Source organism: Emticicia sp. BO119 (genome assembly GCF_013912375.1).
Lineage (GTDB): Bacteria > Bacteroidota > Bacteroidia > Cytophagales > Spirosomataceae > Emticicia.
In genome coordinates this window covers 331,294-353,678 of record NZ_JACETV010000005.1, presented here as the reverse complement: position 1 = coordinate 353,678, position 22,385 = coordinate 331,294, and the positions used below count along the sequence as shown (strand labels likewise).

The 22,385-nt window shown below is 40.1% G+C and carries 19 protein-coding genes; 7 read left to right on the top strand and 12 right to left on the bottom strand.

Annotation, left to right across the window (positions count from 1 at the left end; translation table 11 throughout):
* The first annotated feature begins 9 nt into the window (after positions 1-9).
* The gene (locus H1R81_RS17950; protein WP_181842132.1) at positions 10-900 is read left to right on the top strand and encodes a nuclear transport factor 2 family protein; all 891 of its coding nucleotides are present in this window, start codon (positions 10-12) and stop codon (positions 898-900) included.
* Positions 901-950: 50 nt separating this feature from the next.
* On the opposite strand, the gene H1R81_RS17945 is transcribed toward H1R81_RS17950, so the two are convergent.
* Together H1R81_RS17945 and H1R81_RS17940 are read right to left on the bottom strand one after the other, a co-directional pair.
* A complete protein-coding gene (locus H1R81_RS17945; protein ID WP_181842131.1) occupies positions 951-1,439 on the bottom strand; it encodes a hypothetical protein in 489 nt (162 codons plus the stop codon).
* A gap of 13 nt (positions 1,440-1,452) precedes the next feature.
* Positions 1,453-1,935: a DinB family protein gene (locus tag H1R81_RS17940; protein WP_181842130.1), complete on the bottom strand. Its 483-nt coding sequence runs from the start codon at positions 1,933-1,935 to the stop codon at positions 1,453-1,455.
* Between the two features lie 103 nt (positions 1,936-2,038).
* On the opposite strand from H1R81_RS17940, the gene H1R81_RS17935 reads away from it, so the two are divergent.
* Entirely contained in the window at positions 2,039-2,635 is a 597-nt protein-coding gene (locus H1R81_RS17935; protein ID WP_181842129.1) for a methyltransferase, read from the top strand.
* A gap of 45 nt (positions 2,636-2,680) precedes the next feature.
* Positions 2,681-3,202, top strand: coding sequence for an acyl-CoA thioesterase (locus H1R81_RS17930; protein WP_181842128.1), 522 nt, complete (start codon positions 2,681-2,683; stop codon positions 3,200-3,202).
* Between the two features lie 7 nt (positions 3,203-3,209).
* Here the strand turns inward: H1R81_RS17930 and H1R81_RS17925 are convergent, their stop codons facing one another.
* The 3 genes from H1R81_RS17925 to H1R81_RS17915 are packed head-to-tail and all read right to left on the bottom strand — an operon-like array spanning position 3,210 to position 6,101.
* Positions 3,210-4,022: a polysaccharide deacetylase family protein gene (locus H1R81_RS17925; RefSeq protein WP_181842127.1), complete on the bottom strand. Its 813-nt coding sequence runs from the start codon at positions 4,020-4,022 to the stop codon at positions 3,210-3,212.
* Complete coding sequence (locus H1R81_RS17920; RefSeq protein WP_181842126.1) at positions 3,997-4,956, bottom strand: glycosyltransferase family 2 protein; 960 nt, start codon at positions 4,954-4,956, stop codon at positions 3,997-3,999. Before H1R81_RS17920 ends, H1R81_RS17925 begins: the two co-directional genes overlap by 26 nt.
* Entirely contained in the window at positions 4,938-6,101 is a 1,164-nt protein-coding gene (locus H1R81_RS17915; RefSeq protein ID WP_181842125.1) for a glycosyltransferase family 87 protein, read from the bottom strand. Before H1R81_RS17915 ends, H1R81_RS17920 begins: the two co-directional genes overlap by 19 nt.
* Before the next feature lie 366 nt (positions 6,102-6,467).
* Here H1R81_RS17915 and H1R81_RS17910 point away from each other — a divergent pair, with 366 nt between their 5' ends.
* Entirely contained in the window at positions 6,468-7,949 is a 1,482-nt protein-coding gene (locus H1R81_RS17910; protein WP_181842124.1) for a PQQ-binding-like beta-propeller repeat protein, read from the top strand.
* A gap of 128 nt (positions 7,950-8,077) precedes the next feature.
* Here H1R81_RS17910 and H1R81_RS17905 read toward each other — a convergent pair whose 3' ends face one another.
* The gene (locus H1R81_RS17905; RefSeq protein WP_181842123.1) at positions 8,078-8,437 is read right to left on the bottom strand and encodes an HPF/RaiA family ribosome-associated protein; all 360 of its coding nucleotides are present in this window, start codon (positions 8,435-8,437) and stop codon (positions 8,078-8,080) included.
* 458 nt (positions 8,438-8,895) lie between these two features.
* Here H1R81_RS17905 and H1R81_RS17900 point away from each other — a divergent pair, with 458 nt between their 5' ends.
* The 3 genes from H1R81_RS17900 (at position 8,896) to H1R81_RS17890 (ending at position 13,521) form a co-directional block, all read left to right on the top strand.
* Complete coding sequence (locus H1R81_RS17900) at positions 8,896-10,422, top strand: M20/M25/M40 family metallo-hydrolase (protein ID WP_181842122.1); 1,527 nt, start codon at positions 8,896-8,898, stop codon at positions 10,420-10,422.
* 51 nt (positions 10,423-10,473) lie between these two features.
* Positions 10,474-12,921: a TonB-dependent receptor gene (locus H1R81_RS17895; protein ID WP_181842121.1), complete on the top strand. Its 2,448-nt coding sequence runs from the start codon at positions 10,474-10,476 to the stop codon at positions 12,919-12,921.
* Between the two features lie 165 nt (positions 12,922-13,086).
* Positions 13,087-13,521 (top strand): Rrf2 family transcriptional regulator, encoded by a 435-nt coding sequence (locus H1R81_RS17890; RefSeq protein ID WP_181842120.1) that lies wholly within the window; start codon positions 13,087-13,089, stop codon positions 13,519-13,521.
* Positions 13,522-13,835: 314 nt separating this feature from the next.
* On the opposite strand, the gene H1R81_RS17885 is transcribed toward H1R81_RS17890, so the two are convergent.
* The 6 genes from H1R81_RS17885 to H1R81_RS17860 all read right to left on the bottom strand — a co-directional run bounded on the left by H1R81_RS17885 (position 13,836) and on the right by H1R81_RS17860 (position 22,284).
* Positions 13,836-14,150, bottom strand: coding sequence for a hypothetical protein (locus tag H1R81_RS17885; RefSeq protein ID WP_181842119.1), 315 nt, complete (start codon positions 14,148-14,150; stop codon positions 13,836-13,838).
* A 27-nt stretch (positions 14,151-14,177) separates the two neighbouring features.
* Positions 14,178-15,083: a M23 family metallopeptidase gene (locus tag H1R81_RS17880; protein WP_181842118.1), complete on the bottom strand. Its 906-nt coding sequence runs from the start codon at positions 15,081-15,083 to the stop codon at positions 14,178-14,180.
* Positions 15,084-15,282: 199 nt separating this feature from the next.
* A complete protein-coding gene (locus H1R81_RS17875; protein ID WP_181842117.1) occupies positions 15,283-18,393 on the bottom strand; it encodes an efflux RND transporter permease subunit in 3,111 nt (1,036 codons plus the stop codon).
* A 147-nt stretch (positions 18,394-18,540) separates the two neighbouring features.
* Positions 18,541-19,824 (bottom strand): carbohydrate porin, encoded by a 1,284-nt coding sequence (locus H1R81_RS17870; protein ID WP_181842116.1) that lies wholly within the window; start codon positions 19,822-19,824, stop codon positions 18,541-18,543.
* Between the two features lie 29 nt (positions 19,825-19,853).
* Positions 19,854-20,957 carry an efflux RND transporter periplasmic adaptor subunit gene (locus tag H1R81_RS17865; RefSeq protein WP_181842115.1) on the bottom strand — a complete coding sequence of 368 codons (1,104 nt, stop codon included), beginning with the start codon at positions 20,955-20,957 and terminating at the stop codon, positions 19,854-19,856.
* 34 nt (positions 20,958-20,991) lie between these two features.
* The gene (locus H1R81_RS17860; RefSeq protein WP_181842114.1) at positions 20,992-22,284 is read right to left on the bottom strand and encodes a TolC family protein; all 1,293 of its coding nucleotides are present in this window, start codon (positions 22,282-22,284) and stop codon (positions 20,992-20,994) included.
* Positions 22,285-22,385 lie beyond the last annotated feature (101 nt).

The following is a 22,385-nucleotide window of genomic DNA, read 5'->3' as shown; positions in this document are numbered from 1 at the left end:
AATTATACAATGAAAAAGCAAAATATCTTACTGGCAGGTATCTGCCTACTCAATCTTTTCGTGCCTTTAGCAAAGTTGCAGGCACAGTCAAATACCAAATCACAGACTATTTTCAATGAATTAGCTCAAAAAGATAGTCTTCTGTTCAAAGCTATATTTGATTGCGATTTGAATAAAATAGATAAAATACTAAGCAAAGACTTTATGTTCTATCAGGATAAGGGTTATTTTGGAGAAACCAGTAGCGAGTCATTTACAGATTTTAAAACCAGTTTACAAAAGAATTTCTGTGATAAAGGCATAAAGCTGAAAAGACAGATAGTAAAAGGCAGTTTGCAGGTAATTCACGTGAATGAAGAAAAAACACTCCAGAATGGCGTGCAACGCTTTTATATGCAGGATAAACTGGTAGAAGAATCGAAATTCTCACGAGTTTGGCAAAAGCAGAAAGGCGAATGGAAAATGACACAGGAACTGGATTTTCTGGTAAATACAAAGTTTGCTTCAAGAACAGAAGGGAATACGCTCTACAATGAAATTGCCCATATGGATAGTGTATTATTCAATGCTTTTAATAATCGCGATAGCGTGACTATCAAAAATATTTTTGACGAAAGCCTTGAGTTTTATCATGATAAGGGTGGGCTTACCAATTATGCACAAAATATAGAGTCATTCAAAATCATCTTTGGGAATAATAATGGGCTTCATCGGGAACTGGTAGAAGGAAGTATGGAGGTGTATCCTGTGAAAGATTATGGTGCTATGCAGGTAGCAGCACATACCTTTTGTCATAAGGAAAACGGACAGGATGATTGCGGAACCTTTAAATTTCTGCACATCTGGCAAAAGAAAAATGGGGTCTGGAAAATTACCAGAGTGGCAAGTTATGATCATTGAGACTGGGGTTAACTATAGCATGGCTTCGTATCCATGCTATAGTTACTGACTTATTTTATGCCCTGCAATACCTTATTTGCACTACCTGCCATATAGCCAAGCCCATCATAATTGTTATAAAATTTCATTTGCTCAGTCAGTACTTTTCTGCATAGTTCTTTTATATCCTCATTTTTAGTGTTGATATATCTACATAGAAGATTCCTCTTTTCTTCGTCAATAAACCATTGAGATAGAATAAAACCATAACTCAATAGCGCATGAGGATTAAATATTTCAACAGCATTTACTAATTTCTCTGCAAAAATCTCTACAGGATAATCTCCCATGATTTGATTGAGACACTCGGTTAGCCCTTCTGACAAAAAATCAAAATCCTCGGTATCATCAAAGAAACCATTGCATAAAGTGTCAAAATCTTCAATCGTTAAAAATCCTTGGCTTGCAAGGTTGGCTATATCTTCAAATACCTTAAAGTCTTCTTCGCTTTTTAGTTCTCTGGCCTTAATGAGTACTTCTTTATTTAGTTGCGTGTTCATAAATACGATTGAGTTAAGCGTTATATACATTCTGGAACTTGCTTGTAATGTTGGCTTCGGGCAGAATCACCCGTAAATGGTGTTTCATATGTTCTACATAATCTTCCATAATAAATGCCAGAGTAAAAGGCTTGCTTCCGCTAATGCTTATCGTATTTTGCAGATATGCCGGATTCACCGATTCAATGATGTGAGCAAGATGTAAATTATAGACATGCCAGAAAGTAACAATTTCCTCCCAATTTCTACTATTATAATATTGCCCGGCTACCCAGAAATCCTGTGCATAGCCAACAAACTCCATATGTGGTTGTGCCATTGTTCTCACAAACTTATGGTGGTTGTTCGTAGCAGAGTCAATAAGGTGTCCTAAAATCTCTTTTTTCGACCATTTCTGAGGTAGAGGTTTAATGCTGGCATCTTCATCTGAAATAGCTTGTAGGGCTGGTAAGACCTCATATATAGTCTGGCGTAGGTAATCGGCAATAGCTTTCATTTTATAAATATATTTGTATCGGAATTAAATTTGCTGATTGATGGTGTGATGTGCTAACATTTACCTGCAATTTACGGTTCATAATCTAAAAAATAAAAAGCAGATGAGCACTTTGTTGAATGATGATTACTGGAGCCAACGCTATGAAAGCGGACAGACGGGGTGGGATATCGGATATATATCTACACCATTGAAAGAGTATTTCGACCAATTAGAAGATAAGTCTGTTTCTATCCTGATTCCGGGTTGTGGGAATTCCTACGAAGCCGAATATCTGCTCCGGCATGGCTTTACAGATATTACCCTGATTGATATTTCGGCGGTTTTAGTAGAACGTTTGCAGGAAAATTTACAATTTTACATCGAAAATGGCACCTGTCACGTAATTCATCAGGATTTCTTCTTTCATCAGGGGCAATACGATCTGATTATTGAACAAACTTTTTTATCAGCTCTTGACCCATCTTTAAGGCCAAGGTATGTAGAACAAATGTATAATCTGTTAAAACCTGGAGGTAAGTTAGTAGGGGTTATTTTTGATTTCCCGTTTGATGGCGGCCCACCGTTTGGCGGCTCGAAAGAAGAGTATCTGACGATGTTTAAACCCTATTTCCGACCTGTTATTTTTGAGCGATGCACCAACTCTATTCCGCCCCGTGCAGGAAACGAATTGTTTATCCGGCTCGACCCGAAATGGTAATTATCAGCGTATATTAATCAACAAACATATCCGAATCATAATTTTATGCCAAAAACCAGAAAAGCACAAGAATCACTTACAGTAATGACCGAGATGGTTTTTCCGAATGATACCAATACATTGGGGAATCTGATGGGGGGAAACCTGATGAGATTGTTAGACATAGCAGGAGCTATTGCTGCCCAGAAACACTGTAATCGTATTGTTGTGACCGCCTCGGTTGATAATGTTTCTTTCAAAGAAGCCATCCCTTTAGGGTCGGTTATTACCTTACAGGCCAAAGTAACCAGAGCATTCAATTCCTCTCTTGAAGTAGGTATTGATGTTTGGGCCGAGAATATTCCGGCAGGAACAAAAATTTACACCAACAAGGCTTTTATGACTTTCGTAGCTGTTGACCAGACAGGCCGACCAATTGAAGTGCCTGCGGTTGAACCTGAAACAGCCGAAGAAAAAGAGTTATATGCCGGAGCTTTGCGCCGCCGACAGTTAAGACTGGTATTGGCAGGAAGAATGAAGCCCGAAGAAGCACAGGAACTGAAAGAGATATTTAAACTCGACGCATAGGCTAAGCCTATGCGTTTTTTAATGCTCGTTCAGGAAACAGATAAGGTTGCTCTATCAACCAGGAAGTGGTTCTGAACACAAAACCTTCACGTTGTAGAAATGCCATCAATAAATTGAACCTCTCCTGCATTTTGTGCCCATTATTTCTATGTAAATAAAAAGGATACTTTGCCCCGTTAGGCAAATCAGTATAATCGGTAAATTCCCAGGGGTGGAAATACAAATGGAGGTAGCCGTCTGCTTCGGCTACTTTTTTGCATAAATAAAAAAAATAAGATAGCGGATAATTATGAAAAGCTATCCAGAATAAGGGTAACCGCCATTTAGGTGAAACAGAGGCCGGTACATGAATGAGTCCGTTCTGCTGAAAGACAGATCTCGGAATATGCCTGTAATCATATCTGCCAGGCAGGTAAGTAGGATTGTAAGAGGCGTTATAAATATAACCTGCGGCCAACAAATCTGCGTCTGAAACTGGTGCCATGCGAGGCATTCTGAAGCCTCTTACATCTTTTTGGGTAATATCTTCTAAAACCTGTTTAGAGGCTTGTAAGTCTTCTGTCATGTGGCTCGAATGGTAATAATTGTGTGAGGCAACCTCATGTATCTGGCTGACTGCCCTGATTCTATCTCTTTGAGACAGGGCAAAAACTCCTGTACAATAAAAAGTTGCCGTTGCTTCGTATTTTTCCAATATTGAAAGTACACTCTTCAAACCAGTGACTGAGGTAGCAATCTGCTCTTCCATGGAGGGCTTACCGCCGTATTCAAAAGGCATATCAAATTCTTCTACATCAAAACTGAGAATAGCTGTTTTCATAAATATTATGTTCCTGAACAATGTATAGCGGGCGTTCTTTATTCTGAATAAGTATTTTGCCGATATACAACCCTATGATTCCTAAAATAAATAAATTGAGTCCACCAAAAAAGGCAATAGTGATGATTACCGAGCTCCAGCCATCAACGGCATCGCCGCTAAAATAACTGTAAAGTACATAAGGTAGATAGAAAAAAGAAGAAAGGGCAATCAGAAGCCCTGCATAAATAGCCCCATGAAGCGGTTTTACGCTGAAAGAAGTAATACCTGCCAATGCCAGTTTTATCATCTTCGAAAGGGTATATTTACTTTCACCCGAAAAACGTTTATGTGGTTTGTAAGGTAAATTGATTTGTTTAAACCCGATCCATTGAATCATTCCGCGCAGAAAAACATCCTGTTCTTTTGAGTTTTTCAGGGTTTGTGCTACCTGTCTGTCTATCAGCCGAAAATCTGCCTGTCCGGGTTCTAACGACAGGTTACTCAGGTTGTTGATGATTTTATAGAACCATTGGCTTGATTGCTTTTTAAACCAGGATAAATCCCGGTCTTCTTCCCGAAGCGTATTCACGATGTTGACACGCTTCTGTAGCCATGTTTCAATCAGTACCGGTATCATCGAAGGAGGATGTTGCAGGTCACTATCCATCATAATAATAGCATCAGCATCAATCGAATCGATACCTGCTTTCAATGCTACTTGTTGACCGAAATTTCTTGAAAAAGACAGGTATTTTACCATATGGTCTTCTCTGGCCAGATTTCGGATAACGCGTAGCGTACCGTCAGTACTACCATCGTTTACGAAGCAGAACTCAAAAGAATAGGGCAGCTTGTCTATGACATTTTTTACAGTATTATAGAAAACGAGGATATTTTCGTTTTCGTTATAGGCAGCTGACAGAATACAGATTTTTAATCTTGAAATATCCATTTTTTGTCGGTTAGGGAGTGTTTGTCGGTTAGTAATTGGTAAATGCACCCAAACCATAAAATACAACAAGGAAATGCCTTGATAGAATAGATGATGAACAGGTGCCGTATATGAGATGGAAAAAGGTCAGAGGCTGAAAGCGAGGTAAATATGAGTACTGCACCAAACAATGCCCATACCCAACGCTTAATGGGATAATCTTGTGTAATAAACCAGATAGCAACCCCCGAAACGGCTACTATATACGTAGAGGATTCGGAAGAAGAAGAAAAGATTACTACGAAAATCAGGAGAGTAGCCAGGTATCGTAGCTGGAAAATGATATTGTTATAATAGTTATTCCTTAGTAAAGGCGCCAGTTGTAAAACAAGACCCGGGATAATAAACGTTGCGTTAGAAAGGTTTAGTCCACCTACACGTCTGAACAAGCCCATCATAGACACATCCTGGTAGCTGCCAATGCCCTGGCTTCCGGTCTGATTAGAAAGGTTTTTCTCAATCAGACTATGATACCAGTCTGCATAAGATTGCAATACAAATGTCGGAGAACTGATTAGCATGGGCAATACAAACAATATTATCGCCCAGAATGCCGATGAATAAATATATTTGAATTTATGTTTTGAAAAGAGCCAGAAAACCAGACCTACAATGCCGTAGAGTTTCACAAAAGTACCTATCATAACAAATAACGGTGCCCAGAAGTCTTTTTCTTCTTTTACAAAATACCAGGAGAGAATAATCAATGCGCCGATGCTCGGATTTACCTGTACGTTATGCGAAGAGGTATTCAGGTCAACAATACAGATCATGAGTACTATCCAGAGGTTGGCATCTTTTAGTGGAAGGGTTTTAAATGCTTTGTAAAGAACAAAGGCATGAAAGGTTGTCCATAATACTAAACCGATGTAGTCGGGCAAGGCTGCAAAAGGCATTACAATCAGGCCGAAAAACGGGCCGTAATGGTTGCTATCGAAATACTCGTTTGGGTAAAGACTATAGAGATTGGTTTGGGCAATAAGATGATAGAATACACCCTTGTAAATGGAGTAATTGTTGTACGAAGGTCGAAAATAATGAATTAATCCCACAACTGCGGGCAAGATAAACCACACAAGACGTGGAATGTCTTTTTTTCTTCTCATAAATAATAGGAATAAACCAAAATCCTATGCAAGATAATGAATAGATTCTGTCGGAATAAGAAATTTCATGGATTAAATTTTTATTAATTGGTTTGATGAAATTTTAAGTTTTCGGGTGGCCTGTATTCACTTTATAGTCTCGCAGGTGCTTTGTCCAAAACAGAACAAAAGGTTATAAAGAATTGAAAGTGATTTAGAAAAATGTATTCTGTGAATAGATAAAAGAAATAACGAATTACCAAGACAGGCTGATTAAAATTGATCTTTATAGGTACCTGTTTTAACATTTTTTGCAATATTTGTGTAATGAGTAAGCTATTATTTATAATAGTAGCTGATTAGTGTTGTCAATAGAAGTCAATACAGATGAAAGGATTCAAAAAAAAATTTTATACTTTTCGGGGCCTGTTTTTTACTTTCCTGTTATCGGGTATTTTGTCGCAAATAACATTGAAAGCACAGTTACCCGATGATTCACCTGCGGCACGTGAGGTAGCTATTGCCCGACTACGAAATACCTCTCCATGTGTAGTATGTGATGATGGGTCTAAAATGAGTTCACCTTATGGAACAAGCTGCAACAGTCGGGCTTTTCGTGCGCTGCCTATATTGGCTGCTCCGCAAAAACAATGGGAAATTAACCCTGGCTGGTGGGGTGTCTGGCCACCTTTTATAGTGGGTAACCTGATACTAACCGGAAGTTGCAACAACGATGGTAATGCAGGACTATCGGCAATAGATAAAAATACTGGTAAAACCGTTTGGCGCATAGATAATATCTGTAATACAGGCAATCGTAAAGGGTCTATGGGGTATGTGAATTTTTTTGAATTAGCATCCGGGGAAGTGCTGCTTATCTATCCTCGTGAAGATGGGCTGCCCACCGACCACTATGTAATTGACGTAAAATCAGGCCGGATTGTTCGTACACTTACTCCTGCAAAAAGAGGAACTATAAGGGGCAGGGGCGGAGTATTTACTGTACTCAATCAGAATACAAGTGAAGGGAATAGTTATATTAGTGCCCTTAGTACAGATATGAGCAATATTTTATGGCAAAACAAAGATTTCCGCCTCGCTATGCCAGACAAGCTCAATCCATTCTATACACCTACTTTTAGCGCACCTGCCATATCAGGAGGAATTTTGTTTCAAACAGCAAGAAGTAAAGAACAGAAAGACCCACCCACCCGCCAATTGCATGCTATTGATTTAAAAACAGGTAAGACTCTCTGGCGGCACATTGATCAGCCGGATATGGCAAGAAGAGGTAATACAGTTTATCGTTCAGACGATGGCATCCCGATTGTGGCTGATGGCAAAGTAATTATCAGAATAAGAGCCGAGAACAATGGTCTACAATACACAAGTGCATTACGTGCTCTGGATATTAATACAGGCCGAATTTTATGGACAACTAAAACCAGTGCGTCAAATCCGGTTACTGAAATATTTAATCGTGTGGTTGCCTGCAATATTTTAGTAACCGAGATAAAAAATGGCAAAGAACATAGCCTGGTGGGTTTTAACCTCGCTGATGGCAGTGTTGAATGGAGTCGTCATATAGATCAAAAGGCGCAACTGATGGCATCTTCCGGTGGTGTGTTTTATGTGGGTGAACGCATATTAAACAACGATAATACCTGGAAGGAAAACAAATTTCAGGGGTTTGATGGCAAAACAGGTACTTTACTCTGGACAACAAACATACCTGAATACTATCTGGGTTTGGGTACCAATAATCAATGGGATATTGAAAATCCAAACGCCATTACACCAAGCTGGACAATTGATAGCGATGGTGCTATCTATGGTGTTACATTGAAAGGGGTGTTTAAACTGAAATAAATCCGATAGGTAATTTTCTGACTAACTGCCTTGATTTTAACCAGGATACCCAAACTTATTTCAAGGTAGGTAACAAAAAAAGCAGCAGCCTCTTACGAAACTGCCGCTTTACTTATCTGATAACCTGATTAATATTCATCTTCTACCAATTCTTCTGTTTCTACTAATTCAGGTTTTTTATGTTCAACTATATTTTTCTTGTCTTTAAATTTCTTAACCTGGGACTTCAGCACTTCAATCAATAAATCTGTTGCCTCCTCAAAAGTATCTCCTTTTTGTTCTACAAAGATTGTCTGGCCCGGAACAATTAATTTAACTTCAACGAATTTTTTTTGAACTTTACTTTTTTCACCTTTTCCTAATTTCAAAAACACTTCAGCGCTTGTTACACGGTCGTAAAAGGTTTCTACTTTATTTAACTTGTTTTGAATGAAACCAACCAGTCTTGGGTCAGCATCAAAGTGGACTGCATTCACATGAATCTTCATAACTCACTAATTTAAAGTTAAAAAATATATTAACTGTTCAAATTCATAGATTCAAATATTGCCTTGGTTTTTGCCAAAGCTAAATCTATCAATCTGGTTTTTCAAAGAACTTTCTTAGAACTAACCTATGAAAAAAAACAATACCAGTCAAGAAGAATTTAAAGAAATTTATCGGACGGGTATATAAGTTGTCGAAATTCAAAGTATTGATATTTTTTATATACTTCGGGTATTTAATAAGACCAGTGAAACGAATAATAGTTCTGCGTTTTCTGTGAGTTTACCATTTTAATTTACTTGTAAGTGATTGATATTCAATAAATTATATATTTTTATTGAGATTGAATCTGTAAAAACAAATATAAACCCGGTAATGAAGAATATATATTCAGATTTCATGGATTCTTAAGCAAATTCTAAACCAATTTCATATTTTTGTTATATATAAACGAAATTTCATGAAACGCTGCCTTATCCTGCCCTTATTGCTATTTCAGACCCTCATTTTTGCGCAGAACTCACTTACCGAACAGGTCAGGAAATACCGGCAGGCCCATGAACACGTTTTCTTATCTGAGTTTATGGGTTTGTTATCTATTCCGAATATAGTCTATGATACCGTGGGTATTCAACAAACGGCTGCGTATATTGTAAAAATGATGGAGGCGAGGGGCATAAAGACTGAACTTTTAGAAGCTAAGACCCACGGGGTGCCTCCGGCAGTATATGGCGAAGTGAAAGTACCCAACGCCACCAGAACAGTAATATTTTATGCTCATTACGATGGGCAGCCTGTAAACCCGAATCAATGGGCAGAAGGAATTGAACCATTCAAATCGGTATTTCTTGATGCATCTTTAGAAAAAGGCGGAAAAATTATACCTGTACCCAAAGCCAACGAAGCCATTGACCCTGAATGGCGTATTTATGGTAGGAGTGCCTCTGATGACAAAGCAGGGGTTTTTGCTATTTTGTCGGCTTATCAGGTATTAAAGAAACTCGATATTCAGCCATCGGTAAATATCAAATTTTTCTTTGAGGGTGAAGAAGAAGCAGGGTCTACGCATCTGGCCGAAATATTAGAGAAACACGCTGATAAACTTCGCTCAGACCTCTGGATTATCTGTGATGGCCCTGTGCATCAGTCGGGGCGTAAACAGGTTGTATTTGGTGTGAGAGGAGATGTAAATATGGAAGTAAAAGTATATGCTTCCAGAAGACCTTTGCATAGCGGGCACTATGGCAACTGGGCTCCGAATCCGGCTATGATGTTGGTTAAATTATTAGCATCTATGAAAGATAATGAGGGACAGGTACTGATTAAAGGATTTTATGACGATGTAGTGCCTTTTACAGAAACAGAAAAACAGGCCATAGCCAACGTACCGTCGGTCGATGAGCAAATGCGAAACGAATTAGGCTTTATGAAACCCGATGGAGGTGGGAAATCTCTGGTTGAACTAATTAATCTTCCCTCACTCAATATTAATGGTATCTCCAGTGCCAATGTGGGTAAAATGGCAGCCAATGTGATTCCAACTTCGGCTACTGCCGCTTTAGACCTACGATTGGTTTTGGGTAATGATGTACAGAAACAGGTTCAGAAAGTGATAGACCATATCCAGGCACAGGGATATTATGTGACCCGAAATGAAAGTATCACTGACGAAGAGCGTATGAAGTACCCAATGATTGCCCGTGTACAGGTAGGTAAAGGCTACAATGCCCAACGAACCAAAATGGATTTGCCCATTGCCAGAGATGTGATAAAAGCCATACAGTCGACCGTTAAAGAAGAAATTGTGCTGATGCCAAGTTTAGGTGGAAGTTTACCCTTATTTTTGTTTGAAAAGTATCTAGGCACTCCAACAATTACCGTTCCCATTGCCAACCATGACAATAATCAGCATGCGGAGAATGAAAACATAAGGATTCAGAATATCTGGAATGGGATAGAGACCTATGTTGCCTTGATGAAAATGTAATAATCAGCGTACTAAAAAAGTTATATTATACACACATTCAACACTTTAATTATGAAAAAATTACTGTCAATCTTTGCTGTTGCTGCTTTGCTGTTTGCCTTTACTTTTCCTGAGGGGCTGGCTGATAGTATTGTGAATCAATTTAACAAATATGCGGGGGCATATCCACAAGAAAAGGCTTATCTGCATCTGGATAAACCTTATTATACTGCCGGAGAAACCATCTGGGTGAAGGCGTATCTGATAGAAGCAGCAACAAACCTACTCGATACTGCAAGTATCCCGCTCAATGTAGAACTGATTGACAATCAGTTGGGCAGGGTGGTTACCAAAAAAATATTGAAACTGGAAGGAGGGATGGCTACCGCTGATTTTGAATTATCTGACAGTCTTCATTCAGGCTATTATCGCCTGCGGGCCTATACTAACTGGATGCGTAATTTTGACGAAAGTCTGATGTTCAGCAAAGAGTTTAAAGTGCATAAAATCGACGAACAGATTGTGCCTGTGAAATTCAGTGCGCAGGAAATTGACTTTCAGTTCTTCCCGGAAGGAGGGCAGATTGTAGAAGGTATGGACAATAAGATCGCCTTTAAAGCTACCGACAAAGTAGGAAACGGAATAGATATAACCGGGGTAATTGTAACAGCTAAAGAAGATACGGTTATGGTATTCGGGAGTGAGCATCTGGGTATGGGTGTTTTCAATTTTAAGGCTGTACCCGGTGAAACCTATGCTGCAAAAATTAAATATCGCAACATTTTTGAGAAAGAAGTGCCGTTTCCTGCCATCGAAAAAGAGGGCTTTATTATGGGGGTTGAAGGAGTAGCTGATAAAAACCTGATACGCTTGTATGTGGGGCATAACTACAATAAACCCAAAGGTAGTGGCGATATAGTAGTAGTGGGGCAATCGCAGGGCAGAATCTGCTATGTAGCCCGAACTCCGGCGCATAACAAAGCCATGTCGGTGAAGATTCCTAAAGATAAATTCCCGGAGGGAGTGGCGCAATTTACAGCTTTTGATGAAACAGGCCGGCCTCGTTGTGAGCGACTGGTATATATCTATAAAGAAGATTATATCAATATCAGCATCACGCCTGATAAAAGCACTTACAAGCCTAAGGAAGAAGTAAAACTGGCAATTGAGGCCAAAGATATGGACGGTCAACCTGTAGAGGGTAATTTCTCGGTAGTGGTGTCAGATAGCAAGCAGGTATTAATGCCACCGCATGAAGAAAATATCCTGACGTATCTGTTATTAAGTTCAGATGTTAAAGGCAAGATTGAACAACCTGATTATTATTTCTTGCAAAACAAGCCGGAAGTACGCAGACATATGGATATTCTATTGCTGACACAAGGCTGGAGGCGTTTTAAATGGGAGGATATTCTGAAACCAACTTTGCCAGAGCCTGTTTTTGCTTTAGAGCGAGGCATCGGTATTTCTGGAGAAATTACAAGACCAAACGGGAAATTATTCGAAAAACCTGTGAATATTACTTTTATGCTATGGTTAGGAGAAGACGACCGCCAGTTTGGAACCGGCGAAGCAGATGTTGAAGGGAGATTTGCTTTAGAGAACCTTGATTTTACGGGTACAGGTAAAATTCTGGTGCAGGCAGTAGTAGGTAAAATGAACCGCAATACCAAGATTTTCATAAACAGACCAATGCCGCCTAAATTACAGAGGAATCTTCTGCCATTTAACCCTATTACCTTTGATGAAAACGATTTAGCCGATTATCTGAAAAGAACGGCGGATGATTTAGCCATAGAAAAATTGTTGAAAGAACGTAGAGAAAGAATGTTGCAGGAGGTAACCATAAAAGCCAAAAGGGCGAAAGAAAGAGAGGACAGAGTGTTATATTCTCATGCAACCAATTCATTGAAAATAACTCCTGATATGCAGGTTTCGGGCAATGTGATTGATTTATTAAGAGGGCGGGTGCCTGGGGTACAGGTATTGGGTAGCGCAAGTGATCCGACTGTGATTATCAGAGGAATTAGTTCTATAATGGGTTCGACAGAACCAACCTATTTATTAGATGGTATGATGGTAGATAAAATGACCTTACTGAGTATCCCGGTGTTTGATGTAGACAAAATAGACGTGCTAAAAGGAGCCGATGCAGCTATTTACGGGTCAAGAGGGGGGAATGGGGTAATCTCAGTACTTACCAAAAGAGGCAGCCCGAGCCATGATGGCGGACCACCACAGGGTATAGATGTAAGTGATATATATGGTTATGCAGTAGCCAGAGAATTTTATTCACCAAATTATGCCGAAGCGAATATAGAAGACTTCACGGCAAATACAAGACCTGATTACAGATCAACTATCCATTGGGCACCAACTGTAAAAACAAAAGCCAATGGTAAAGCAATGCTTTCTTTTTTCAATACCGATGCTGAAACTACAGTTGATATAAGGTTGGAAGGAATGGCGCTGGTAGGGATGCCCGTAAGAGCTAAAAGTAGTTATTTAGTAAAAAAATAACTAAATTAGCTATAGAAATAAGTCTTAGGTGATTTTAATAAGCACCATACAGGAGATTTATTGCAAAACCAAGAAAAAATTTTACTTTTGTTTGATTCATCTAAGAATATAGGTATATATGTGCCGAAAATGAATCAGATAAAACTCACGTCAGCATACTAATAAATGATTTCTAAAAAAGCAAAATATGCACTAAAGGCTTTGAAATTACTTTCGGAAAGGTATGAATCAAAGCAACCTGTTCTTATTGCTGAGATAGCCGAAAAAGAAAATATTCCCAAGAAATTTCTGGAAGCCATATTGCTCGAACTGCGTAATAACGGAATATTACATAGCCAGAAAGGTAAAGGAGGAGGCTATCAGCTGAGACTCCCGCCTGAGCAGGTAACAATTGCGAAGATTGTCAGGATTGTAGATGGGCCTATCGCTCCGATGCTGTGCGTATCGCTCCACTTTTATGGTAAATGCGATGATTGCGCAGATGAGGTAACCTGCCGGATCAGACCGATTATGGAAAAAGTAAGAGATGCAAATCTGGCAGTTTATGAGCACACCACCCTGAGAGATCTGATAGAAGAAACACCAGTAATGGCGGTTTAATGAATTAACAGAAAAATATAAAATGGCCCTCGGAAAGAGGGCCATTTTTGCTTATGTGGCTATGGTGTTTTAATAACTCCTGTGGATTTAATAGCGAGGAAATATATTCAGAGAAAAAAGAGAGGAACGACCCTCTCTTTTTCTGATGTTTGTTCATTGTGCAATTTAATGCATCATCACACGTATGTTTTAGACGCTGATTTTGTGATACGTCACTTTGGGGTAATAAAAAACGATGGAACGAACTTCCGGAATTGTACCAATGTGGAGGTTTATATAAATATTTTATCCGCCAATTCCGTAGCACTCTTTATTCAGGAAATTCCAGATATTACCTGAAATAGTCCCCAGATTGACCCGAGTATTACCAAATAAGATAGTTTGTCGGCATATTGAAAAAGGAATATTGAGGTTAGCAACCCGGCTACAAGCCATACACTTCCTCTGATTATTTTAATTCGGGCGCTGCTTTTTAAAAATCTGATATACGCTTTTTTCGAAATTCTGGAAGCCATTTCTTTTTCAATGCCATTATCAATTAATATCCTTCGTATCTGTACAGGCGATTGACCCTTTTCAAGATATGCCTTTGCATTGGCTATTTCATAGTTTATTTCAAAATCTTCCATTAATGTAAATTAAAACTATTTTTCATTTTACGCCCTCGAGCGCCTTTTTCTCTTCTTTTCTTCTATTGGCTGTGGTTCAGTTTTTGTGGCTGGGGCCTTAAACGAAAGTGTAGGTAAGGTCTTAGGCTTTATTTTCAGAAGCCTGAAATTGATGTGTAAGGCTAACGGTTTCAAATCTGCGGCAATTCTTGGGTCAAGCAGGGTAACGGCGTTTTTTAACCAGCCGTAAGTATTCACAGGGAAGGGGTTTCCTTCTTCGTCGATCCTCAGGTAAGTCAGGTGCAAATGCGTATCAGAACGCTTCATGGCAGCATTGTATCCGGTACGACCAATGATTGAGATTTTTTGCCCGGCTTTTACCACATCGCCTGTTTTAACATAGATTTCTTTCTGATGCGCATAGTACCAGAGTCCACCTGTGGTGGTATCATAAACCCAGATATAATTGCCACCTCTGTATTCGCTTCCGGGTTGCCAGTTATTTTCAGTACCTATTACAATCCCGTCACTAACAGATAGAATGCTCACATAATCTCCGGTTCGGTCATCTTTACAATCCTGATTTTTGTCTTTAATAAAAATATCGTGCGCTGGATGGCTGCCTTTGGCATTCTGGTCGAATAAATCATAGCCTTCTGCTCTGAAACCGCTGCCATTTCTCCCGCCAACCGCTCTGTAATCAAAACCCATTAATGGAAAAAAGAGACTAACTTCAGAAGAATCATAAGAGACTGTGGGGTGTGCCTCTTTCATTGTATGCATAATCTGCTGAAATCGGCTACGAGCCTCTTCGGGGGTAGTTTTATACGCTCTTATATCAACTAATAGGGGTTTATAATCATTAATCGCACGCTGGTAGTCTTCGTAGGTAATGCCGGAAGTATCCTTCTGAAAAATCAGAAGGTTTAAGCAAAAGGCAAGAATATTAATCATACTTTTCAATTATTAAATAGCCTGTATGTGGAAATGGGATCAACATTTTACTACAAATTACGCCATTTTTATCGGAATTATTGCGTTGAATTTATCAAATGGCTTTGTTGGGTTAACAGGTGAGATTCGTATAATACAACCGTGAGCTTACCAAAAACCGGATAGCAGCCTATCCGGTTTTTGCAGAAAGTATTATCAATTATTCCAGATCTCTCAACGTATGCACATTGTGGCGATAGAAAAAGCGATAAATAATCGGGAAAATCAGTAACGTAAGAATCGTAGCTGAAATTAAACCACCGATAACCACAATCGCCAATGGTTTCTGGGTTTCGGAGCCGATACCTGTTGAAATGGCTGCGGGTAATAAACCAATAGCCGCCATCAGGGCTGTCATTACAACAGGGCGTATCCTTGACTTGACTCCCTCCCGAATGGCTTCATCGAGCGACATTCGCAAGGCGAGATTTTTATTGAAAACCGAAATCAGAATTACGCCGTTCTGGACACAGATACCAAACAGAGCTATAAACCCTACCCCTGCCGAAATCCCAAAAATAGTGCCGGTTGTATGCAATGCCAGAATACCCCCAATCAAGGCAAAGGGTACATTGACCAGTACTAAGCCTGCATCCTTGGCGTTGCCGAACATAATAAAAAGAATTACGAAAATAGCCGCCAGACATAACGGCACTACCTGGCCTAAGCGTTGGCTTGCACGTACCTGATTTTCAAACTCTCCTGTCCATTCTATGCTGGTGTCTCTGCCTAACTTTACTTTTTGTGCTACCTGAGCCTGAGCTTCGGCAATGGTACTGCCTAAATCGCGTTCACGAACAGAGAACTTTACGCCGATAAATCTTTTGTTTTGATCACGATAAACAAAGGCGGGGCCAGTTACGGTTTCAATAGTGGCTATTTCTTTGAGAGGTACTTTGGTGCCTCTGGTTGTTGGTACCAGAAGGTTGCTCAAATCATCTTCATCTTTACGGTATTCCTGCAGGTATCTGATTCTGATGTCAAATTTTCGCTCGCCTTCATACATGATTGAGGCCGTTTTTCCGCCAATTGCCATCTCAATTACTGCCTGGGCATCGCTGGTTTGTACACCATAAAAAGCCATACGCCGCAGATTCAGATTGACCCGCATTTCTGGCTGACCGACATTGCGCAAAATACCGATGTCTTTAATGCCCGGCACATCTTTGATTGCTTCTAATACCTCATCGGCATATTTGTTCAGATCATCTAAATTACTACCAAAAATCTTTACTGCATTAGAAGCATTCATACCGGCTACAGCCTCTGCCACGTTGTCGATGATGGGTTGCGAGTAGTTATAATTTACCCCCTGAAACTGTTTTAACTCTTTATCCATTTCTTCAATCAGTCCGTCGGTACTGATTTTCCGTGTCCACTCTTTTTTAGGCCTGAGGTTTACCTGCATTTGCACATAATAAAAACCAGAGGGGTCAGTACCATCATTCGAGCGGCCTGTTTGTGAGAGTACCCCGTTTACCTCGGGATACTGCCCTAATTTTGCCCGCAAGGTATGCACCATTTTTACGGTTTCGTTCAGCGACATACTCATAGGCATTTTGGCTTCTACCCATAATGCTCCTTCATTTAGTTGCGGCAAAAATTCAGTTCCTAATAAAATAGTAGAGGCAAAGGTAACGCCCATAAAAATAAAGGCAATCAATACACTTAATCGTTTATGGGCATAAGTCCGGTTAAACCATGTGGTAATGCCCTTATCGAAGAAGCGGACAATCGGATTGTTTTTTTCTTTTACGTTTTTATTCAGCAGAATTGAACATAACACAGGCACCAGTGTAAGGGTAAATATCAAAGCTCCTAACAAAGCAAAACCTAATGTCCAGGCCAGCGGACTGAACATCTTTCCTTCTACTTTCTGGAAGCTGAAAATTGGCATCAGTGCAGTAATGATAATCAGTTTTGAAAAGAAAACGGCTTTCCCCATTTCGGCTCCTGTCTTTTTAATCAGACCTAATTTGGAAAGTTTGTTGAACTTCTCCATGCCTGCTTTATGAGAGAGATGGTCGAGTGCGACAAATATTCCCTCAACCATTACGACAGCTCCGTCAATAATAATTCCGAAATCAACGGCTCCCATCGAAAGCAGATTGGCTGACATACCTTTGAGCCGCAGACAGAAAAAGGCAAAGAGCAGGGCCAGTGGAATGATGATTGATACTATAACGGTGGTTCGCCAGTCGGCCATGAATAGCAAAACAATCACCGTTACCAGAATAATTCCCTCTGCCAGATTGTGCAAAACAGTTTCTGTACAGAATTTCATCAGATTATCACGATCGTAGAAAGTAACCATTTTTACGTCTGAGGGCAGAATTTTGTTATTCAATTCATCTATTTTATCTTTTACTCTTGCCAATACCTCACTTGGGTTTTCGCCTTTTCGCATTACTACAATCCCTTCTACTACGTCGTCATTGTTGTTTAAGCCTACCTGTCCTACCCGAGGGAAATTCGATTCAGTTATCTGTGCTACATTCTTTACATAAATAGGAGTGCCATTGATGTTTTCAATAATAATATTCTCTATGTCTTCTTCTTTAGTTAATAGACCTAAGCCTCTGACCACATAAGCCTGCCCATTTTTTTCTATGACATCGCCACCAACATTTACGTTGCTTTTGCTAACGGCATTATAGACCTCTAAGGGCGTAATATCATATTTATGCAGCAGGAGCGGATTTACCATAATCTCGTAAATTTTCTCACGACCACCGAACGCAACCAGGTCGGCTACACCCGGCACTGCCCTTAACTGACGGTCAATGACCCAGTTCTGAATTGTCAGTAAATCTTTAGAGTCGCGGTTTTTACTCTGTAATGTATAGCGGAAAATTTCTCCGGTAGGGCCATAAGGGGGTTGTACGTCGGGTTCTACACCTTCGGGCAGGCTGACAGTCCTGAGCTGGTTATTAACCTGTTGCCGGGCAAAAAAATCATCTATGTCATCTTCAAAGATGATTTTCATGACAGATAACCCAAACATCGTGATGCTCCGTACATTGGTTTTTTTTTGTACGGAGTTCATTGCTACCTCAATCGGAATCGTAACAAAACGTTCTATTTCTTCAGCACTTCGGCCATTCCATTCGGTTACAATAATTATTTGTGTATTAGTTACATCGGGAAAGGCTTCTATAGGGGTATTGAAGTAGCTCACTAATCCGGCAATGGATAGCACCCCTACAAAAAAGAAGGTAAAAAAGCGGTTCTTTAAAGAAAACGCTATGATATTTTTTATGAATTTGTTCATGAGAAATTTGCAAATATTTTATGATTAAGAATCCTTCCCCAACCCTCATATGTATAGAGGGGTATTTAATTAAAGAAGCTTTTTCTATCTCCGATAATTGAGATTTGACCTTTCAGAAGAAGGATTGGGGTAAGCAGATACCCGAAATCAGAACTCTACGTGCACTCTTGCCCCGAAAACGTTGGCAGGACCACGGTCCTTATTATACGCAGGGTGCATAATGAACTGATAATCGGGCGATATCCAGAAATGATCTTCGTGTAAATAATAGCGATAGTAAACCTCCACTATGTCTTCGGTGCGATAGTTCAGTTTACCATCTCCTACCATAAAGCCGATGCCTCCGGCATTCAGATAAGCCCTGTGATCTTTAGAAATGCCATTGGCTACCAAGGCCATGCCAATGGTATCTTCTTCACGATGCCATTTTGTGCCATTTAGCACGATACCGACGCTTGTCGAGCGGTCAATTTCGGTAAAAGCCCAGGTTTCATTGCGGCCATCGTTGAAACTGTATCGGGCAAACAGCCCTAAATCATCAGAGAATTTCTGCTCAAAATTTGCTCCGAGACCTGCTTTTGCCCGGCTGTATTGTCGGGTAGCTGTAATGTCGGGGTTTTGCATACGGGCGGCCAGTGCATAATTGCCCATATTCGCTCTGTTGAAAAAGCCTGACAACCTGATTTTAGAATTACCAAAAGGTTTTTCGATTTCTACCTGATGCGAAAGTGCCTTGCCAAGATGCTTATCCAGTTTCGCTCCGTTAGCCTCTTGCGGCACCTGTGCCGCTGCGTAGCGGACACTGTAAGATGGGTTTACGTATTCGAGCATGATGCCTTGTGTATAACCCCTTACGTTAGCGGCGTAGTCATAGGCGCCATTGCTCATCAGCGACCAGTTCAGAAACTGGGTGCGGGGGTCATGGCTATAAGTGTTTCCATCAAAGAAATCAGCTAAAGAGAATTTACCTAAAACAACCGATAGGTATCTGGCAGAGTGTAGCCCTCTCAACTGGTTTGGAGTATCTTCTACCGGCCCGGTTTCTTTGCTTAAAGGAATGTACTGTCTGATATAAGCCCTACCTACATAAACTGTCGGTTTCGGATTACCCACTCTGAAAGTTTCTCCGTTCGGGAAACCCGCAATCCCTGTTGCCCGGCTCAGACCACTACCACCTGCCAGCTCGGGGTTGAAGTAAAATTCGGTGTTTTTTCCTAATCTTACACCCACAAAAAATGTAGAGGTAACAGAGGTTTGTGCTTCTGCCTTCACAGAAAAGCTATTAGTGCCAGAATAAGACGCTTTTACGCCAGGCTGGTATTGTGTCACAACTGTTTGTTGAAAATGGAAGTTAAACCGTTGATTGACACGTTTTTGTGCAAAACCTTTGTAGCTTAATAACAGGAGAGTGAGCGTTAAAACCTTTTTCATTTCTTTGTTTTTTGGTATAATCAGGTTAGTTAGTCGTTCAGGGCATCATATACCAGCAATTGCTGATTAGAGATGATTTTCTCACCGGCATTCAGACCAGAGGCTATGTAAGCATAGTCTCCTACGGTTTTAAAAATATTTACCTGCCGTGTTTCTATATGTTTGCGGTCTTTAAAAACCATCACCCATTGCTTACTCTTATCGAAAATGACAGCCTTGGCCGGAATCGCTAACATAGATTGTGGTTCTTCATGATATACCCTTACAATGGCAAACATCTGCGGTTTAAGTGTATAGTCAGGATTTGGTAGCCTGATACGCACTTTCATTACCCGGCTTTCGGGGTCGAGTACATTGAAGATTTTATCTATTTTGCCTTTGATTTTCCTGTCGGGGTCGGCTAATGTCGTAATGTCACATTGATAACCTACTTTTACCTTGTTGATGTCGGTTTCATAAACATCGGCCAATACCCATATATCACTCAAATCAGAGATAGTAAAGAAATTATCGATGTTTTCGATATTAAAATCCATACCTTGTACTGCGTTTTTTTCAATCAGAAAACCCGAAATCGGTGATTTAATCTGATAAGTGGCTTCTTTGCCTATATCATATATCTTCATGGTTTCGTTGACGCGCTTCAGCTCTGACTCGGCCTTCTGTACTTCCTGCCTGGCATTTACCACGTTTCTTTCGGGTTCAAGACCTGACTTGAAAAGCTCTTCTTCTACACCTAAGTTCTTACGGGCTATCTGAAGGTTTGATAGCGCCATACTCAACTGATTATCCATTTCGGCTACCTGACGGCTACGGATAATAGCCAATACTTGTCCTTGCTTTACATAGTCGCCTAATTGCACATTGAGTTTTTCAATATTGCCATCTACACGTGGGAATACCTTGGCTACTTTGTCTTCATTAGCGGTTACTTTTCCACTTAGTTTTACTTCTGATAACAATACTTTAGTCGTTACTTCATCAAAGCCTAACTTTGCCAGCATGGTGTCGGTGAGCATGAACGCCTCTTTGGCGGGTTCTTCTTGTTTTTTATCACTTCTGCAACTCTGGAAAATCAGTGTAATGATAGTCAACAAGCTCAATAAATGAATGATCGCTTTTATATTTTTCATGAAAATTTAATTTGGTCTTAAATTCGTTTTTGCACTATGGTAAACTGATTAGTTCTTTACCTGCCATAAAATTGATTTCTTCAATGGCATTGATACGGTCGTTCTGTAGCCGGCTCATCTGTACGGCACTACTTTTATATGATTCATAAAAATCAATAAAATCGAGCATCGATATAATCTGTTTCTCAAAACTGGCTTTTACATTATCAAACAGTTTGTCGAAATCAATCATAAAGGCTTTGTCGTAACCCTTATAGAGCTGGTCGGCTTCAAGGGCTTTTCTATAGGCCAATTGTATGTCGCCTATCACACGGTCTTCCTGACTTATGATCTGTTTTTGCGCAGATTGAATCCGGTATTCAGCCGCTTTTATATTCCCCTGGTTTTTGTTAAACACCGGCAGACCTATCTGAAAAGTAGCGGCAAAGTAGTTGGGTACACTGCTTCCCGCACGGTCGTACGTAAGCCCTGCTTGGAAATCTGGTACTTTAAGAGCTTTCTGATAAATCAGATTCTGTTGTTCGAGTTTGAGAGACGATTGTCGCAATCTTAAATCTGGTCGGTTTTCGAGTGCCGTCATTATCAGTTTATCTAAGGTAAGATGCTGAATGCTAAGGGCATCGATCGCATTTTTATCTGCTTGTGGCATAAAGAATACTTCGTTGCGAGTACCTGTAATGATTCTTAAATTAACCTGACGCTCCAACATCTGCACCTTCAAATCTTTACGTTCGGTTTCAAGCGAAAACTGTAAAGCTCTGATACGGGTAATGTCTTTGATAGGAATAATTCCTTTTTCAAGCAGTGTATTCATCCCTGCGAGGGTTTTTACAAGCGAGCCGATTTCTTCATCATAGATTTTTACAACACTCTGCAAGTAATAGAGGTCATAGAAATTATTGTGCAGTTCATACTTCAGGCCTCTTAGTGCATCATAGTAGGCATCTTCTGCTATTTGTGTGCTTGTTTCGGCAAGAGCAACACGTTTGGTGCGTTTCCCGGCCAGATAAAACAACTGTTGCAATTGCACGGCCTGCTGGGTGGTAGGAGAGCCTTTGGCATCATTTAACCCTAATATTGGCAGAATACTTCTCGTACTATTATTGTAGAGCATTTGCTCATACGTCAGGGTGGGGTTGTCCCATAGCCTGGCTTGTATGATCGTGGCGCGATTGGCTTCAATATCGAACCGGTATGCCATCAATAAGGCATTTTTTTGTAAGAATATCTCTTCTAAATCTTTCAGATTTACTTTTACAGAGTCTATGGAGGCAAAAGCCTGGGCACAGAAAAGCCAGAGAAAAACAATTTTTTGTATCCTTTTCACGGTAATAGTAGATAATATAAATACGATAGAAAACACAGCGTTACGACCTCAGGTAGTATAGCAAATGAAAATGCACCTGAGTGAATCAGACTTGAACGGAA

Coding starts and splice junctions, on each gene's coding strand:
- H1R81_RS17950 (WP_181842132.1), top strand. CDS start 10: ATGAAAAAGCAAAATATCTTACTGGCAGGTATCTGCCTACTCAATCTT.
- H1R81_RS17945 (WP_181842131.1), bottom strand. CDS start 1,439: ATGAACACGCAACTAAATAAAGAAGTACTCATTAAGGCCAGAGAACTA.
- H1R81_RS17940 (WP_181842130.1), bottom strand. CDS start 1,935: ATGAAAGCTATTGCCGATTACCTACGCCAGACTATATATGAGGTCTTA.
- H1R81_RS17935 (WP_181842129.1), top strand. CDS start 2,039: ATGAGCACTTTGTTGAATGATGATTACTGGAGCCAACGCTATGAAAGC.
- H1R81_RS17930 (WP_181842128.1), top strand. CDS start 2,681: ATGCCAAAAACCAGAAAAGCACAAGAATCACTTACAGTAATGACCGAG.
- H1R81_RS17925 (WP_181842127.1), bottom strand. CDS start 4,022: ATGAAAACAGCTATTCTCAGTTTTGATGTAGAAGAATTTGATATGCCT.
- H1R81_RS17920 (WP_181842126.1), bottom strand. CDS start 4,956: ATGGATATTTCAAGATTAAAAATCTGTATTCTGTCAGCTGCCTATAAC.
- H1R81_RS17915 (WP_181842125.1), bottom strand. CDS start 6,101: ATGAGAAGAAAAAAAGACATTCCACGTCTTGTGTGGTTTATCTTGCCC.
- H1R81_RS17910 (WP_181842124.1), top strand. CDS start 6,468: ATGAAAGGATTCAAAAAAAAATTTTATACTTTTCGGGGCCTGTTTTTT.
- H1R81_RS17905 (WP_181842123.1), bottom strand. CDS start 8,437: ATGAAGATTCATGTGAATGCAGTCCACTTTGATGCTGACCCAAGACTG.
- H1R81_RS17900 (WP_181842122.1), top strand. CDS start 8,896: ATGAAACGCTGCCTTATCCTGCCCTTATTGCTATTTCAGACCCTCATT.
- H1R81_RS17895 (WP_181842121.1), top strand. CDS start 10,474: ATGAAAAAATTACTGTCAATCTTTGCTGTTGCTGCTTTGCTGTTTGCC.
- H1R81_RS17890 (WP_181842120.1), top strand. CDS start 13,087: ATGATTTCTAAAAAAGCAAAATATGCACTAAAGGCTTTGAAATTACTT.
- H1R81_RS17885 (WP_181842119.1), bottom strand. CDS start 14,150: ATGGAAGATTTTGAAATAAACTATGAAATAGCCAATGCAAAGGCATAT.
- H1R81_RS17880 (WP_181842118.1), bottom strand. CDS start 15,083: ATGATTAATATTCTTGCCTTTTGCTTAAACCTTCTGATTTTTCAGAAG.
- H1R81_RS17875 (WP_181842117.1), bottom strand. CDS start 18,393: ATGAACAAATTCATAAAAAATATCATAGCGTTTTCTTTAAAGAACCGC.
- H1R81_RS17870 (WP_181842116.1), bottom strand. CDS start 19,824: ATGAAAAAGGTTTTAACGCTCACTCTCCTGTTATTAAGCTACAAAGGT.
- H1R81_RS17865 (WP_181842115.1), bottom strand. CDS start 20,957: ATGAAAAATATAAAAGCGATCATTCATTTATTGAGCTTGTTGACTATC.